This is a genomic window from Corynebacterium mustelae (assembly GCF_001020985.1).
Classification (GTDB): Bacteria; Actinomycetota; Actinomycetes; order Mycobacteriales; family Mycobacteriaceae; genus Corynebacterium; species Corynebacterium mustelae.
Map to the genome: position 1 here is coordinate 1,565,672 of NZ_CP011542.1, position 17,902 is coordinate 1,583,573.

8 protein-coding genes are annotated in these 17,902 nt (G+C 54.9%); 7 read left to right on the forward strand and 1 reads right to left on the reverse strand.

All coding sequences use genetic code 11. The features are described 5' to 3' along the window. Window positions 1-32: 32 nt before the first annotated feature. From CMUST_RS07225 to CMUST_RS07255, 7 genes are all read left to right on the forward strand, one after another. Window positions 33-3,320: a hypothetical protein gene (locus CMUST_RS07225; RefSeq protein ID WP_047261944.1), complete on the forward strand. Its 3,288-nt coding sequence runs from the start codon at window positions 33-35 to the stop codon at window positions 3,318-3,320. Between the two features lie 65 nt (window positions 3,321-3,385). Further along, window positions 3,386-6,703, forward strand: coding sequence for a hypothetical protein (locus CMUST_RS07230; RefSeq protein ID WP_047261945.1), 3,318 nt, complete (start codon window positions 3,386-3,388; stop codon window positions 6,701-6,703). After that, entirely contained in the window at window positions 6,703-9,765 is a 3,063-nt protein-coding gene (locus CMUST_RS07235) for a hypothetical protein (RefSeq protein WP_047261946.1), read from the forward strand. Before CMUST_RS07230 ends, CMUST_RS07235 begins: the two co-directional genes overlap by 1 nt. A 244-nt stretch (window positions 9,766-10,009) precedes the next feature. Next, window positions 10,010-10,432: a hypothetical protein gene (locus CMUST_RS07240; protein WP_047261947.1), complete on the forward strand. Its 423-nt coding sequence runs from the start codon at window positions 10,010-10,012 to the stop codon at window positions 10,430-10,432. Between the two features lie 5 nt (window positions 10,433-10,437). Then, window positions 10,438-13,620, forward strand: a complete 3,183-nt coding sequence (locus tag CMUST_RS07245; protein WP_047261948.1) for a hypothetical protein — start codon at window positions 10,438-10,440, stop codon at window positions 13,618-13,620. A 67-nt stretch (window positions 13,621-13,687) separates the two neighbouring features. Beyond that, on the forward strand, window positions 13,688-16,819 hold the full coding sequence (locus tag CMUST_RS07250; RefSeq protein ID WP_047261949.1) for a hypothetical protein: 3,132 nt from the start codon (window positions 13,688-13,690) through the stop codon (window positions 16,817-16,819). 76 nt (window positions 16,820-16,895) lie between these two features. Then, entirely contained in the window at window positions 16,896-17,282 is a 387-nt protein-coding gene (locus CMUST_RS07255; RefSeq protein ID WP_047261950.1) for a hypothetical protein, read from the forward strand. Between the two features lie 57 nt (window positions 17,283-17,339). Here CMUST_RS07255 and CMUST_RS07260 read toward each other — a convergent pair whose 3' ends face one another. Beyond that, complete coding sequence (locus tag CMUST_RS07260; protein ID WP_144414148.1) at window positions 17,340-17,678, reverse strand: DUF2004 domain-containing protein; 339 nt, start codon at window positions 17,676-17,678, stop codon at window positions 17,340-17,342. Window positions 17,679-17,902: the final 224 nt, after the last annotated feature.

The window sequence follows — 17,902 nt, forward strand, 5'->3', positions numbered from 1 at the left end:
AGTAACAACAAAAAATTAGGAGAAAACACACGATGAAATCGCAAAACCACACCAGCGAAAACGACATTGCCCGTATCCACCAAAGCCTCGCCGAGCTTGGGTGGAGCACGGCCACCTGTGAGCAGGCGCTCACCCTCCCGTTGGGGCCCAAAGAATTACAGACTAAGGTGCGTGCACTGCTGCGCCCGCCGTTGTCGATCCCAGACGACTTCCTCAACAAGGACAGAAGTATCCGGGTTCTTTACGCTATTAGGGCGGCAGAATCCCCAAAGAACATTCTGTGGTCAGGGTTTCATGGTTCCCCAGAAATCTTGGCACAGGCCCTTCACAACCAAGGGGTGGGCTATGTTCAAAAGGTTGGGAACCACTTCACCTTTGAGCCCGAAAACGAATTCGAGGGATTCTACTATTCGAATTATCGGCTGGGGGTCATCACTGCAATAAGTGACCCAGAGTTCAACTGCCCCATCCCAGACAACCCTGACTATCTGCGCGCGTGGGGCCTTATGGCCGCCATCAGTGTGGTGAAACTTGATCGTGTGACCAGGTACTTCGACGATGACGAGCTTTCTGCGGAGCTACTGGAGCCCCGCTTCGATGAGCACTGCCAGAAAGCTATCGAACTGGATTTACCCCTGTGGGGGCCGTGGGGCTATATCTTGAGCTTCCAGGCGAATCGGGGGCGGTGTGACCGTGCACAACTAATCGCGAGGCTGCTTACCGCACTGGAAGTGGAACCGAGGACCCAAGACCGCCGCATCATTACCGAAATCCTCACCAAAGAACTCAAGGTCACCACCGAGGATCTTCTTGCCCACCAAGAAGTGATCGCCCAACTCCTCGGCACAGCCGACCCAATGTACGTCAACGCGTTCGCCGCCCAGCTCATACCCGCAGTGGAAGAATCAAACCTCTTCGACGTAGCACTCGGGGCACTGTATGTGAAAACGCTCAAGGGGCAAAAAATTGTGCTTGACGCGTTGGCGAAACGAAACCCACCCAGCCTAGACATTGCCGAATCCTTCGCACCGTCCCTGCAAACCCTCGCAGACTCCGCCGACACGCAGGTGGCCAAGCGTGCGGCAGACCTGATGGGGAAGTGGGGTCTGGCGGTGGCGTCGACAAGCGAAAAACCAGAAACCAGCATGTGGCGCGAAACCCCACCACTGTGGGAGGTGCCACGGTTTGAGCCGGGCGAAGGCACACTCGAATCAGTGATCGCCGCGCTAAAGGACATGCCGACCAGCCCAGGGTCCGGCTTTGTACCGCGGTCGGTCACCTACTCCGACCTGAGCGTGGAAATTTTCCTCCACCGCTACCACGAGCTGGCACGCAAAGACGGGCAGGTGGCAAAACGAGCGATCCAGGGCGCGCCGAGCAACATTCGGGGCGGCATTGTGAAGACACGTGCGGAGCGTTCTGGCATTTCGTGGTGGCAGAATAAGGATGGGTCGCCGGTGGTTCACCGCGACGAGGCGGTGCTGCTGTTTGCGCAGGAAATGCCGTGTATCCTGTCCGCCCCATCGTTTGAGGACCTGCGGATCACCCTCGACGATTTCCTTGACCGCCTCGAACAGTACGATCAGCTGGGTCGCGCAGTTCAGGGGCCGGATCTGGTGCTTGCGCTGCTGCGCCTCGACTTGAGTGGGGCAGATGTGGATGCGGCGAAGCAGCGGCTGAAAAACCTCAACGTCCCCATAAAGAAAAACAGCTTGGGGTCGAAAACACAGCAGGAGCCGAAAGGAAACGCGGCGGTTGTTGCCTCCATCTACCTGTCTGGCCCATACGTTGAACCGCCGCTGAGACTCGTGGAGGGTATGTGGTTCCCTAAAAAACTCGACACCCCACGCGCCATCAGCTCACTGCACGATCAGCTGCGCAAGGCCGCCGCGATCGAAAGGGAGATTGATCCTGCCGCTGTGCCCAACTGGGGTGATGCGGCATGGGTGAATCTGTGTTGGTCCCCCACGCTCCCCGTCAACGCGCTGGGGAAGATGGCGGCGCAGGCCGCGCGTCTGTCTCGCCCGTTCGGGCCGGGGCTTGCGGCGAACATGTTGGAGATTCAGCGCCCCACCCGCCGTGGCGAGCTGGTAGGGGTGCGGGAAGCGCTGTGGCAGTCCTGGGAGCGAGGCCTTCTTCGCCCCGGCGTGGCTGACCTGTGCTTTCTCTCCACCTTCAAGGGGGTGGCTGCAACGTGGGAGGAGCTTGCCCGCGACGGTTTGTTGTCCGTGGTGTGGCCGCTTTTCGACGCCATCCTCACGTATGCCTCAGAGTGCAGCTCTCCTACGGCTGGGGCAAGTGAAATAGCGGAAGCCATGGCGAGGCTTGCCCCACACGTTGTGGCGGCGGTGGATTCGGGGGTGGCTGATAAGTCGGCACTTGAAGCACCTGGTGCACGCGCGTGGTCTGGGAAAACCGGCTCCTCAAAGGTGGTGAAAGCCGCGAAGCAGGTGGTGGAAGCTTTAGGTGTGGTAGCTGGTGTACAAGCGCAACCCCAGCCAGTGAAGAAGCCTAAGGGTCGGAAAGTATCAAATCTTACAGAGTTGTGGGCTCCTGACGAATCCACCACGGTGGTGTTTCACCCGGAAACAACAATGAAGGTGATAGCTGGTGAAACCTCATCCACAGCAAAAGAATTGTGGACTGAATTTCAGCTTCCTAATTATCCCGACCAGTCTTTCATCATCCCAGTTCCGATGATCTACAGCATTGATGTAAAAGAAAGTAATTGGCGGGTCTATGAACGCCAAGAAACTCCACTCCGCTACAACCACCGTCGCTACAAGAGCATGTACTGGGATGGCACCAGCATGGTGGTGACGAAAGGCTACGACACCACACCGATCGACTCACCGCGCCCGGCACCCCAACCAGTGATTGTTGCTGCACTTGCGGGCCTTTCCGCAGGCACCGGCGACCGATCCTATTCCACGTACGCATTGCTGCGTGGTCTCGTCAAACACAAACGGATCGGTACCTCATCTTGTAGGCAGGCTGTCCAGGTTCTTATGGCATCGGGTGGACTGTGGAGCCCCGCTAAAGCAATGTCGATAATCAACGGTATACCCGAGTTCCTGCCACAACTGTGGCCGCTTGTCACCGACACCATTGCCTTCGCGGCAGGGGAAAAGACCACCCCGAGATGGCTAAATAAGGTGTTGGACGCGGCATTGGCTAACTCAGAAAGCTTGGTTTACGGCACCGAGGCTGGGCACATTAAGGCTGAAGATTGGGCGGGGCTTGTCACCATCGCCGACCAGAAGAAGGCCAGTGCCGCCCGGACAAAAGCACAGGAACTGAAAACAGCCCTCAACCTTTAAAACGGTAGGCAAGAAAATTATTTGTTTTGCACCTTTTGTTGAGTTTCACACGAGAGAATCATGTAATGGCACACAAAGATTTATCCCATGCGGTTGAACTGTTTCGAGAGCTTGGTTGGGCGAAGGCTCAGCCGAAAGATACCTCTACGTTAGGTGTGGGGACTCCCGAGCAGCAGGCAGTGGCGAAACGGGGGTTAACAAGTGGTGACTGGTACGGGAAAGATTTCAATCGCGCCCGTGAACTTCACGGGATTGACCTTTATATGATGATCCTGTTTGCACTGCGTCTCGGGGTGAACCCAAGCCGTGTCATTCGTCTCTTCCGAAACTATGAGGAGAGTACCGATTATCGTCTGATCGCTGAGCTTGTGGCGCTCAATGGGCAGGATTATGCGGAGCGTTTTATTGAGGAGGCTGTGCGTTTCCGCGAATTTGAAGGCCTGGAGGCAGAATTGGGCAACGAATTTACCGTGTCAGTATTCTTCCTAGTAACGCAGCATTTTCCTGAGCTGGAAATGCCGGTGGATAGAAATTATCTCGAAGCGTGGGCGTTGTGTGCAGCAGTGCAGATGGGAATACCTGGGGCTAAAATGCGGGGACCACGGGGACAGTTTCCTACGTGGGAAGAACTGTTGCCCACATTGAGTGCTCACCTCGAGCAGTGCGCTAGTGCGGGGGTGGAAATGTGGAACGCTCTCGGCAATGTCATTGTCGAATGTGTTCAGCGTCAACTGCTAAGCCGTGACACGGCTGTGAACTACGCGATTCGTGGACTTGATGCTGCTACAAGGCAGGGGCAGCGGCGGCGAATGGTGGCTGTTTTGTGTGACGAGCTTGGGGTTAGTGATGCGGAACTTGTTAAGCATTGTCAGGTGCTGAGTGGGGTATTGTCTGCGGCTGAGCCGGTGGTGGTGTCGGCGTTGGGGTTGCGGCTTATAGGGTGTGTGCCGTCGGAAGAGCTGGCGGATGTTGCTTTACCTATGTTGTATGTGTCCACGTTGAAGGGACAGCGTGATGTTCTTTCTGCCATTGTTCAACGAGGTGATCTACCGGAATCAGCACAAATTATTCTTCAACCACGTATGAGTGAACTTAAGTCAAGTACGGATAAAAAGGTTGCCGATGCGGCAACTAGGCTCCTTGAGCAGTGGGGTAGTGGGGTGACGGATTCAGGTGGCGAGGAGGGTGAGTTTTATTCGTGGAGTAATCCGCCCTTAGTGTGGGACCTTCCGCGTTTTCAGCGGATCGACCCCACCTATGATTCACTTATCGAAGCGCTGTCAAGCAGGGATTTTGTGCGGGAAAGCTCCTATCCGCAACCAATGTGGCTTATCACTACCGAATCCGAACAGTGCTTGGTGGCGTTTAACCAACTTGCACAGGATGATCCCCAGGCCGCGCAGCAGCTGCAAACCGTGATAAAAAACTGCGGAATATGGGTGCCGCGCATGCGATCCGACGTGGAAAATTTTTGTTTCGACCCGAGAGAAAGCTCGCCCTTGGCGCGTAGACAGCGGGATTTGGCGTGGGTGCTAGGTTCTGTTCCGTGTCTGGTGTCGGAGCCTAGTTTCGTTGATTTGAGCATTAGTTTTTCTGATCTATTGGATCGTTTTGCGGCTTACGATCGTGCGGGGGTAAGTATTGTTTGTTCGGATCTGATGGTTGCGTTGTTGCGGCTTAATCTTGATGATCTTGACGGCCTTGATATTTCTGCGGCTGTGGAAAAGGCGCGAGCTTATTCCACCCCAGTGATTCATTCTTTTGCTCAGCCGGTTGATCGTACCGCTGGTGAGATCCTTGCCGACTACCTTGTCGATCCCTACCACGTACCCGCCCTCGTGGAGCGGACACTGGTTTCCAAATATGGCGGCATGTATGCCCCTGAAAAAGTTGTGTCACCCCAAAGCCTTGCGGAATTCCCCCAAGATGTTACCTACGACAGTAACCATGGTGATCTGAACCCAGCAGCAACTCCACGGTGGGGTGACGCAACATGGACGCGGATGCGCCACTACCCGCAGGCAACCAATAGTGATCAAGGCGTACTCGCCCGCCAAGTCGCGCGAAGCGCTAGCCCACTAGGTCCTGCCACCGCGATCAACCTCATTGGCTTGGTGCGACCCACAAAGAAAGGTGGGGTCAGCCTTGCTCATGAGGCACTTATGGATGCGTGGGTGCGGGGACTTCTGCGGCCAGAAACACTTGATGTGCGCTACCTTGACTGGACGGTTGACCCTGCCAAAAATTATTCCGGTATGGCGGACGTTGCCCGAGGTCTTGCCGAAACTGGGATGCTCGCCTTGGCGTGGGGCATGTTGGACAACATTTTGGCGCAGTCTGCTAAACCAAGTGGAAAGACCGCTGAAATCGCCGAAATGATGGTGCACCTTGCGCCCAGTGTTGCCCACGCTATTGCCAACGGTTCAGCACCTTCGTCTAGTGCACAGGTGCCTTCTCTGCGCAGGTTCGCGGAGGCTAAGGGGAATAATAAAACCACCGTGGCGGCCCGGAAGGCGATTAAGCTTCTTCCTGAATTAACCAGTGAGGCAACAGACGAACCATGTGAGCGTCACCCAGAATCGGCCCTCACGCTGGAGCACTGGGGTGTGGAAGTTGAGGAAGTGGTGAACGATTCGGTTGATCTTTACCTCACCCACGCCATTTCCAGCCCGAGTGCTGTCACGGTGGGTGTGCGTGATAGTAACCACCCAAAGCTGACTTTTGAGGTGAGTTTGTGGGATTTCGATTTCTTTTCCAAATACGGCAAATACAAAGTGGAGTCCTACCAAGGGAAAGAATTCAACCACTACTACCAGATGCGGTGGGATGGGATCACGTGGCATCTTGAGCCGCAAACTGCGCCACGGCCTACCTCTAACGAATGGTTGGATCCGGAACTTCCAGTGTTCTCTTCGCTGGTGTACATCCTTTTCGGGATGATGCATTCCGGCAGCCGCGCAAAAAATGCTCTCGATGTTGCTACCAAGTTTTTGATCGAGGAGAAAATTACTGCGTCGGCGGTGGCGCACACCGTGAGCACACTGGTGCAGGAGGAACTCTGGGCACCTACCCAAGCGTTGAAATTACTGCACGATAATACACATCTTCCGGTTTTATGGCCGTTGTTGACTGAAACTGTAGCCAAGGCGGCTGCCGGTTATCAGCAGGGGCTCAACCCACCCAAGTGGCTGGGCAAAGTACTCGATGTCATAGCTGAGCACACCGTAGAGCTTGTGGCCGCAACCCACGCAGGCTACATCCCAGTCGCAGCGTGGGCGCCCATCGCCGTGATTGCAGAACAGAAGAAGAAAACTGCGGCAGTGACGAAAGCCCGCGCACTCTGGAAACTTTTTGCTCAAGAAACGCAAGATACGAGGTATTAGTGAGCACTCCTAGTCCTATCCAGCAAGCTGTCGAAATCCTCCACGAGCTGGGGTGGTTAGCTTCGCAATCCGCCCCCAAGGAGCTCACTGTTTCTGAACTGGAGGTAGGTACACCCGCGCAGCAGGAAACAGTTGTGGTGGCGCTGTCTAATCCACGCTGGCCACAAGAACTTAGCCACTACCTCGGCATACCCGAGCGGGAAGTCTACGCCCGCGCCGAAACCACCCTCCTGCAATTCTTCGCTATCCGCGCCGGTGCACCAGCGCGGGATGTGGATCAGTGGCCCACTGTGTCGGATGAAGAAACGCTTGCTGAGTTGGTGGCAGAACGCGGCGAACAGTATGTTCGTGATTTTTTCAACCTCGTGAACTATGAGCGAACGGTCGACGAATTGGAGCATCCTACCCGCTACGCGATTGCCTCAGTGCTGTTGGTCCATTCTGGTGCGACGATACCCGATAATCCCACCTACCTGAATAATTGGGCGTTGACGGTTCTGCCGCTTCTGAGTCCAGATGCCGCCCACGATTTTCCGGTCGCCGCGCATCCAGCGATCGCGAAGGAAAATGCGCTGTCTCGGTTTCCTGAGCACATTGCCTGCGGTGTGAAGTATCCGTTTTTGGTGTGGGGTGCGTGGGGAAAGCTCCTTGTTGAGGCTGAGAAGCGAACCATGGTGGATCGTGGTGTGGCGTTGGATGTAGTCGTGCGTGCCCTCGACGTGGCGCAGAAGCGGGCCCAGGTTAAGCAGTGCATCAGCCTGCTGGTGGACGATCTTGCTATCACTGATGGGGAACTAGTTGGGCGCACTGATGTGCTGGTTCCCCTCCTTGCACGCGGGGATTCGTTGTGTGTGACTAGTTTTGCGCCGCGGCTGATTGCGGCAGTCCCTAGCGGTGGGCTGGCTGAGGTGGCGCTTGCCGCCAGCTATGTCACCACGATGACGGGGCAGCGGAAGGTCTTTCAGGCTCTTGCACGACGTGGCGAGCTTCCTCCCGAACTGCGGAGTCGTGTTGAAGAGTGTGCCTTTTCTCGTGATACCCAACTTGCTGGTTATGCGCGAAAACTCCTCGGCGACGGAACACCACGCCCTGACACCACTGAGTGTTTTTCGTGGTTTCCCACCCCGCCGTTGTGGGAGGTTCCTGCCTGTGAGCTCGGTGATGTCACCGTGGACAGTGTGGCTGAGGCTTTCCGGGTGGCTGAGGCTGATGAGGATTGTGCTGATATTTCGCGTGAGCGTTTCCTTGCGCTACTGGTTCGCTTGGCGGCGGATGATCTGGAGGCGGCGCGTCGCGCGGTTGCAGGTGGTAAATCGACCCGTGTGGGACGGTGGTCAAAGAATCGCCTGGAGAGTTGGGGCAGGCATAGCCGCACGGAGTCGCTGCCGGTGGTGCGGGAGCTTGCGGTTTTGCCTCAACTGGGTCGGATTCCGTGTCTGCTTTCGCAACCGTCGCGGGTCGATTTTAGTATTACGTTTCCTGACCTTATTGCCCGTCTAGCCCTGTATGCTGCCCAGGGTGCGGCTGTGCTTGAGCCTGATCTTGTGCTTGCTCTCACGCGCCTTGACCCAACTACTATTCCGCCTAAACCGCAGGTGGAGTGTTCCTGCCTGATCCTTCTTGATACCGGTGCGAAGCATGGGACGACAGCTGGTCAGGTGGTCGAGGCGTATTGCCTAGACCCATTTGTTGAGCCGGATTTTACTCAGCCAGCGTCCCTTGCGGGGTTTCCTGTACGGTTGCACACGCACACGCCGATTCCTTATGGGGTGTTTCCACACTGGTCAACCGATATTTTTCTCCCGCAGTCTGGCTCTGTGCCCAGCCACAGTGTCGCCCAGCAGCTTGCGTGTAGCGCTGTTCCGCTGGGTCCTCGCACGTCGATGGCTGTGCTGGTTTCTTCACCTGAGGTGGCGCGTGTGGCGTGGTCGCGTGGTTTGCTGCGGCCAGATGTTCCTGATCCCGCGGCATGCCCACGGCCGCGTGGGTTGACGCAGTCGTTGTCAGAATTGGCTAGGGAGGGGTTGTTGGCGCTGGTCTGGCCGCTTTTCGACGCCGTCATCGGCGTCTGTCTGAACGCGAAAAGCTCGTCTCGCGACCTGGTGGACATCGTCCAAGCTATGTCTACTTTCGCCCCCAGCGTCATCCATGCTGTCCAAGAAAAATCGGCACCCGAATCCGCCCTTGAGCTGCCTTACCTGCGGCAATTGGCCGCACTCCCAGGGAAGTCGGCGGCGAAGCAGCATGCGGAAGCCATTGTGGCGTCATTGCCCGAGGTACACCACGAACCAGAAGTTCAGGACACCGTTAGATATCAGGATTTTTCCCACCTGTGGGATAGCGATTCTTTCTCTACGCCAGCCTGCGGCGATGGGGTAGAAGTGGCCGTGACACCTGGCGGTGATTGTGTGCTGACACTGGGAGAGAAGCAGTTTCTGGCGGAACACACAAGGGTGTTTTTCACCAACTCGTCGTATTTCATGTGGAAAGTGCGAGACAACCTGTCACACGCGGCATGGTTGGCGTGGCGTGATGGTGCCATGGTTGTTCTAGAGAAACCTCAGTATGTGCGCCCTGAGCCTGATGCGATTGCGCCCACCTCCATTGTGGCGTGCCTTGTGGTTGGGTTGGGAATGAAGAACACTGTTAAGGATGCGAGTCGCGTTTTCGGCAAAATGTTCGGTGGAAACCATCTTTCAACCGACAGTATCGACGAAGCAATGGCTGCAATTGTGGGCTTTAGCCATTATTGGAACCCAACGGTTTTGCTGCGACTAGTGCGCACCAATCCCGAACACATGGTGCTTCTGTGGCCGATTCTTAGCCACCTTCTCACATACGCAGCCCAAGCATCTCACCAGCCAAAATGGGTCAATGGGGTTCTTGATGTTATACGGGAGCAGTCGGAAATCTTACATTGGGCGTTAGGCCATCACCGTATCCCCGCCGATCGTTTTTCGGCGTTGGCAAAGTTGGGGCAGGAATCATCGACGGCGACTGTGTGTCGTAAAGCAAAGGAGCTTTCGCAACTCCTTAACCTGGAGGAAAATGACCCAGTATAAAACCAGGACGGCGAGAATTTGCGGCTGCGGTCTGCCGGACTTCAGGAACCGGAAATGGCTTGCTAATGGTGTAGAAACATAAGCATGAGCTTTCAAATCTGGTCCCACGGCTTGTTCGTGACATCAATTAAAAGGATTGATGTGAATCCTCGCCTGTTATCCCCATAACTAGAAAACTAAAAGGAATTTTTCGCCCCAGAACCCAGATCAAAGAACCCCCAGCGCATTTAGGAGATAATCCACTATGTCTTTTCACCCGCCCACTGAGGGCGAACTTGCTCGCATTGGCCATAAGCTTGCTGATCTTGGCTGGAAGAATGCCACTACCGACCAAGCAGGAAATCTGCCGTTGGGGTCTGAGCAACTCCGAATGCGGGTGAGTGAATTGATTGTGCATCAAGAGGACGTGCTTCACATGTCTCCAGATGTCTGTTTACTGTATGCCATCCGGGCGGGGGAGAATACCACCCCACGGTGGTTGAATAAAGTGCTGGATACCGCACTCACCCACGCTGAAATCTTCCAATTCGCTACCGAAAACGGTTACATTACAGCACAAGACTGGGCCGGGTTGTACAGCGTCGCAAAGCAACGCAAAAAGACCGCCGCAGCTTACAAAACACAAGAACTAATCCGCATTCTGAACAGCGAATCAGAAGAAAACTAACCACCATGGACGCACTCGACCACCTACACCACGCACTACAGATATTTACCGAACTGGGGTGGCATGGTATCACCCCAGGGGCAAACATCTGCACCCTCCCAATGGGAACCGCCCAGCAACGCGAAACAATCGTCGCCGCCCTATCCAACCCCCACTGGCCGAGCCTCATCACAGACCCAACCTACACCAACACATTCGAAACCCCACCCCACACAGACATCCCCGCACTCCAACTATTCGCAGTCCGCGCAGGCGTCGCCGCAAAATACTTCACTCGTTGGCCCGAAGTACCACACCGCGCCGCAGTACTAGCAGTAGTCAAAGAACGCGGCATAAGCTACATCAATTCCTTCATCAAACACAGCAACCCCGAACTCACCATCGACGAACTCCCATTCGCCACCCACTACGCAGCCGAATCCGTCCTCCTCGTGCACGAAGGAATACCCGTACCAAACCTACCCACCTACATAAACAACTGGGCACTTTCAGCCATCCCCATACTCGCCCGCCGCTACACCAAACGGTTCCACACAACCCCTAACCCCGCAATAACAGAAGACCTCATGCTGTCACGCTACAAAGAACACATAACAACCGGGCTCCACCACCCAAAACTAGCCTTCGGCCCATTCTGGAAAATACTCCTAGCCGGCGTAGACCGAGGAATGATCGACCGCCAAACCGCAGTCGACTACGCAATACGAGCACTCGACACCGCACACCGCAGACGACACAAAAACCAATGCGTTGAAATGCTTTTCGACGACCTCACCATCACCGACACCGAACTGATAAACCACATCGACTCCCTCGAACCCTACATCGCAAGCGGCGAATACGCCTACATCACCAGCTTCGGAACCCGCCTAATTGCCACCGCACCACGCACCAAGCTCCCCGGAATCGCACTCGCGGCTGCACACGTAAACTCCATCGGCGGACAAAACGCAGTACTATCCGCACTCATCGAACGTGGAGAATACCTACCCCAACTCAGACCCCGATTAACCGAACTCGCACAATCCCGAGACACCACCGTCGCCCACCGCGCCAGCCGACTCATCGGCGAACCCCCGCAACCACAGCCAGAAATCATCCCCAACATCTGGCAACCCAAACCCCGAAAATGGCGTGTACCAAAACTCACAATAGGAAAAGCAACACCAGAAGCAGTCACCCACGCGCTACACAACATAACCATCGACGACTTTGCCACCGACATCAACCGCGAAAAATTCCTCGCACTATTCGTCAAACTAGCAGCCAAAAACCTCGACGAAGCCCACACAGCAGTAGAAAACGCACACGAAGGCCTCATAGCCAAATGGGCCACAAACAAACTCGAACGATGGAGCAGAAAACACCGAACCACACCACTACCCACCGTCCGCGAACACGCAATCCTTACCAACATCGGCACCATACCCTGCCTTTTATCCCAACCCACCCGACAAGACCTCAGCATCGACTTCCGCGACCTTAACAAACGACTCCAACAATACGAAAAGAAAAACGCACTCGTCATCGAACCCGACCTCATCCTCGCCCTCTGCCGCCTTGACCCCACAACCATCCCACCAAACACAACAGTCGAATGCAGCTCACAAATCCTGCTCGACACCAAAGTAAAACTCGGCCGCAACGCCGGACAAGTAGTCACCGAATACCTCACCGACAGCTACAAAGAACCAGAACTCGTCCCAAACCAATGGGAATACCTCCACCCACTCCCCATCAAACAACCCCTATCCCTTGACGGAATGCCCAACCGAGTAGGCGGCGGCAACCACCTACCTATCGGAGTATTCCCACACTGGACAACCGACGCCGCATACACCGGCATCACCGGCGGACGCCGAATCACCGGAGCCCGAATGGGCATCCGCGCCCAACAAGCAGTACGAACCAACACACCACTAACCCCCGGACAAGCCATCAACCTCCTCGGACTCCTCAGAACCTCACCCCGCGGCGACCACATCGAAGGCGCCTACGAAGCCGTCCAATCAGCCTGGCACAATGGACTACTACGCCCCGGAAAAACCAACGCGAAACTACTCTACTGGCACACCCAAGTAACAAACTTCCGCGGACTTGCCCAACCACTAGAACAACTCGCCAAGGACGGACTCCTCTCCGTCGTCTGGCCAGCCCTAGACGACCTCCTCGGCATAGCAGCACGCCGCGAAGGCGCAACACTAGGCGCCTATGAAGTCGCACAAACCATGGCAACACTCGCCCCAAGCGTCGTCGCAGCAGTAACCGCCAAACAAGCACCCGTCACCGCACTGGAAGTCCCCAACCTGCGCGAAATCGCAAGCAGAGAAGGCAACTCCAAAGTACTCAAAGCCGCAAGCACCGCCGTCGCACTACTACCAGAACCCGTACAAAAACTACGCACCCCCAACAAACCCAAAAAAATAACCCTGACAGAATTCGAAACACTATGGCCACCAGAAATCAACAACCGCCCCGCTAACCCTGACAACCTCAACCTCCACGTAGAAGAAGGAACCATCGTAGAACTACAAACAACCGACAACACATATCAGGTGGAAGACTTCAACCTATTCACCAAACACCCAGCATTCTTCCTATGGCAAGTCACCACCACCAACAACACCCCCGCATGGCTAACATGGCAAGACTCACAAATAGTCGCACTAGAAAAACCCCAATACAAACGCCCCGAACCACCCACCTCCATACCCGACTCCATCCTCGCCACCGCACTCATCAACCTCAGCACCGCCGCCGGATACAACACCGGACACCAATTCATCACCCGACTACTCAACAACAACCAAATAACAGCAGCAAGCATCACCAACGCCATGCGCACCATCTGCCCCTACCTAGAACACTGGAACCCAACCATCATGATGCGCCTAATACGCAACGAACCACAACACATTGCAACCCTATGGCCCATCCTCACCGAACTCATACAACACGCAGCCACCCAACCACACCTACCACAATGGACAAACGCCGTACTCGACATCATCACCACACAACAAACAGCACTACTACTGGCAATGGGCCACAACTACATACAACCCCAACGCTTCTTAGCACTCATCGACATCGCACACGCGCCCGTGAAACAACCATCAGCAGCACAGAAAAAAGCAACCACCCTAGCCACCGCATTCGGCCTCATAAAACCAGAAACACACCAATAACCACAAACACCAAAAACTAAAAGCACATTCACGACCACCAGAACAAAAAACAACGGAAATCACCCACATGCCCCACACCCCAACAACCACCAACGCACACACAATCTTCAACCACCTAGGATGGAACAACGCCACACTCGCCGACACACCACACCTGCCGCTAGGCACCCTAAAACAACAAGAAACCGCACGCCACGAACTAACAAACACCCACATCGACTTCAGAAACCACAACCTCGTCATCTTCGCCACCCGGCTCGGGATACCACCGCGCCGGGTTATAGAGATTGCAAGCCAGATCCCAAGCGACATATTGGCAGCTGTTATCGCAGAACACGGGGATCAGTACTGCCATAAGTTCATAACTGAGGCGTGTACGAGTGGCTCCCGAATTGGTGAGCATGGCGTTAGCTGGTTCGGAACGGCTGCCGTTGATGCGTTGTTGCGGTTGGCAGAAAGTGACCCAGATGTGGTGGTTCCAGCGCTGTCGAACGTAGAGTACATGAAGGATTGGGCGGTAGTCGCAGCGCGCAGCTTGGAACCTGATGCGGTCGCGGCAACACCCCGCAAGCATGAACGGGTCGTGCCGCAGGAGTTGATTACGTCCACGCTTGCTAGACACGTGCGTGCTGGCTTCGAGTTGGGTTTGGCTGCGACTGGTCCGTTCAGTACGGTTGTTTCCGCTGGTTACCGCGGTGGGTGGCTTGGGCGGGAAGAGACGATCGCGTATATATGTCAGGCGCTTTCCATGGTGAATCGGCCTGGTGATATTAAACGGTGGGTGCAGTGCCTGACAGGAGATATAGAAATAGCCGACGCGGAAATATATGCGCAGCGTCAAGTTCTTAGTACGTGCATTGCTACGGGGCAACCTGTGGTCGTCGAAAAGCTCGGCGTTCCGCTTATCCGCACAGTAAGCGACAGCGAACTTGTTGATATCGCGCTGCCCGCGTTATACACAAAGACCAAGAAAGCGCAGAAGTTGGTTATCGCCGCGCTGAAAAGTCGTGTAAAACCCGCGTACGAGACGGTGCAACCGCTGGTGGAACGACTGCGTGAGGTGGCGGAGGGGAGCAGTTTGTTAGAACAATGGGGGATAGGCTCAGGGACTTTTGCCGCAAGTGCCCACGACGCGCCCACCTTTATCTGGCGTGACGCACCGGCACTGTGGAAGATCCCGCGTTTCGCGCCGATTCCGGCAACCAGTGAACAGATCGCGCGGATTTTGCCGCTGGTCGTCGCCGCACAACAACCGCTTTCGACCACTCGGGGCAGTTTTGGCGACGGCACCACCGAAAAATTTGTCCTAGCGTGCCACCGCCTGGCCGCAACCGACCCCGAGGCGCTACGCCGAGTTGTGGCGGGTGTTCCGGCGGAGCTTTTCGACGACATATTGCGTCAGTGGGCAGATGGCTGCCTGGAGATACCACGCTCCTTCCGCAAACTGTCGCTTATCGACGCCCGCCTCATCGCGCTTTTAAATGCAGCCAATCAACTACCATGTGTGCTCTCAGAACCCAGCTACGAGGATCTTTCCATCACTTTTGATGACCTCTTGAACCGACTTAAACTCTATGAAACCCGCAATCAGCCAGTCGCCGAAGCGGATCTTGCAACCGCGCTCTCTCGCCTCATCATCCCCGAATCGGTTATGGAACTGCCGGAACTTGAGATCCGGGTCATGAACCTCAGTGGTGAGATTCTCCATCCGACGGTCGGCACTGTCTTAAAAAATTACCTGGCTGACCCGTTTGTCGAACCAGCATTGGACTACCAGCAACCAGAAGTAAAGAAACGACCGAAGTCGTTGCGGACGGAACCCGACGGCATTGCGCCCAATTACTTTTTCTACGCCACCCCGCAACTGTTTCCTCGTTGGCAATACGCTCACCTTGGCGGCCTTCATGCCCACAGCCCAGCTGCGCCGATTATCGCAGGTCAGCTTGCATTCCGTGCCACCGAACTGCATCCGGCAGCAGCCATTAATTTCATAGGAAGCTGTCGGAGCCATCCAGAGATTATCGATACCCTGCACACGGCCTGGCAACGCGGACTCATCAACATAGCAACGATGGACGCAACCTATCTGGATTGGAAACCAGAATTAACGAATCTGCAAGCGCTTGCCGCCACCCTCATCGACATTGCCGAAGCCGACATGGTGGCATTAAGCTGGTTCGCCCTCGATGCGGTCGTGACCAAAGCAGTTACTACCCACAGCCGCATCCCAGCAGGGCTTACCGACATTATTGATGCAATGGCAACACTTTGCCCATCGGTTAAAGCGGCGGTGGCTGATGCAACCGCACCACAAACTGTTTTGGCGGTACCTGGATTACGAGCTCTGGCTGCTAAAACCGGCAATGCCAAAGCCATCACCACAGCCCGTAACGTCGTGGATACACTCGGACCAATCCTGACAGACGACAGCCCAATGCCGTTGGGTTCCCACCTGGACGATACCGAATATGAGCAATTGTGGTCCCCGCGAAAAACTCCCGAGATTACCGATTCCCTGGTAGTTGAAGTTACCGAATCAGGCGTGATCACCCTTAGTTTTCCCGCCGATCCGGCCACCTACTACCATATTCGCAGCGTGCCCACATTAGGTGCGGTGGTCTTAGACCAAAGTTATCCCAGCACCAGTAAAACGCAGCGGAAAACCGGAAGCTTTATCTACTGGGACGGTGAAGCTATCCAACACGAGCCAGCAAAACAGTTCAACGGATTCCTATACCACAAGAACACCGGTGCTCCTAAGTCTCTTCCGCCAAGCCTTGTGGCGATTTATCTGGCCGAACAGGGAACTGAGAAATGGAATGACGAAACCTGGCAACTACTAAGCACACTCGCCACCACAGGTGGCATAGCGGTGAGCGCCGTGCAAAACGCGGTACGCATCTGTAGCCAACACCCCGCCTGGAATCCAGCCATACTAGCCGAAAAGACAGTGCACAACCCGAAACTCATGCCTGTTTTCTGGCCGCTGCTTCTTGAGGCTTTGCCTGCCACAAACCCCAGAAACACCAACCGGATACTTGAGGTCATCGCAACTTCTCACACGACTCTTATGGAAGCTACGCGCCGGGGGCTGATTCCACTCTCAAGTTGGGATGGAGTGCGGCAACTGGCCTTAACCGGCACACCAAAGAACAAAGCTAAAGCCCAAGAGCTAGTAGCAGCACTGCCTCCTGCCTGAAGGCACCGCCACCAGACCTGGTGCCCGATGTGCCGATACACTTTCCGCATAGAAACTTCTACTAATTGGAGACCCCATGATCTATGACAATTTAATTCGTCGCCACGAACGTAGAGTCGCTAAAGAACGTGATCGTCGGGCTAGTTTGCTTAACAATACGAAGTATCGCGAGCTTTTCCAGTTTTTCAATTCCATCGGAATTGTCCGAGGACAAGTAAAAACGCTCACAGAATCGCGGCTATATTGGACGGAACTTGCAGAATACGAATACGTACCTGGTTACACAGCAGATGGTTGTGGCGGGCCCATCAAATTCAAGGAAATTGAATGCGTACTGGTTGATATTCCGCACAAAGTCTCACCGGATGTGATTGAAACGGGTCTCGGTGCACTGGGCCAGTTTTCCTGGGAATGGGTCGGAGATCAGAACAACCAGATTCGTATTGACGCCTACAGCAGGTAATTAGTGTGTAAGCGGTGAAAATACGGTGGTCTTGCTACCTGGTTCCGGGAAACACGACTAGCTTTCGTGGCTAATGTCAACCAATTCCCGGTTTTCGGTGAATCTGCATGCGAGGATCTCGTCGGAGAAGTCACTGTCCAATCCGAAATCAAAGCAGCAGTTTAGACTTGGAGTGTCGCTGCTAGTGTTGACGTCTTCTGGTAGCGAAAACCAAATTGCTCGTAGGCGGATTTTTTCCAGAAACTTTTCCGGGGTGATCTCATCGACGCAGGAGACTGCAAAATAATCGACGAGATCATCTGGGTAAATTTCCGCACGTTGGTCGTTAATGAAATCGACAATCACGGGATCAGTTGTATAGGTCGCTGTAATTCGATCCCAGCATTTACGATACATGTCGGGGATAGTGTCAAGATACGTCCGAAGAATAGGTGCATTAGCTTCGGTGACTTCATGTCCCAAGGAGCTTATCCGCGTTGTAACGGTCGCATCACCTACGGTAAAGCGTGCATCCGATTCTCACATGCCTTCTGAACTGTCGAATTCGATCATGCCAAATAATGCGGTGAGGATTGCGATCCTGGTCACGTTTTGGCCTTTCAAGCTGCGATAATCAATGT

What these genes read in the sequence shown, in the direction of transcription:
- CMUST_RS07225 (WP_047261944.1), top strand. Translation starts at nt 33, where the DNA reads ATGAAATCGCAAAACCACACCAGCGAAAACGACATTGCCCGTATCCAC.
- CMUST_RS07260 (WP_144414148.1), bottom strand. Translation starts at nt 17,678, where the DNA reads ATGTATCGTAAATGCTGGGATCGAATTACAGCGACCTATACAACTGAT.
- CMUST_RS07230 (WP_047261945.1), top strand. Translation starts at nt 3,386, where the DNA reads ATGGCACACAAAGATTTATCCCATGCGGTTGAACTGTTTCGAGAGCTT.
- CMUST_RS07240 (WP_047261947.1), top strand. Translation starts at nt 10,010, where the DNA reads ATGTCTTTTCACCCGCCCACTGAGGGCGAACTTGCTCGCATTGGCCAT.
- CMUST_RS07255 (WP_047261950.1), top strand. Translation starts at nt 16,896, where the DNA reads ATGATCTATGACAATTTAATTCGTCGCCACGAACGTAGAGTCGCTAAA.
- CMUST_RS07245 (WP_047261948.1), top strand. Translation starts at nt 10,438, where the DNA reads ATGGACGCACTCGACCACCTACACCACGCACTACAGATATTTACCGAA.
- CMUST_RS07250 (WP_047261949.1), top strand. Translation starts at nt 13,688, where the DNA reads ATGCCCCACACCCCAACAACCACCAACGCACACACAATCTTCAACCAC.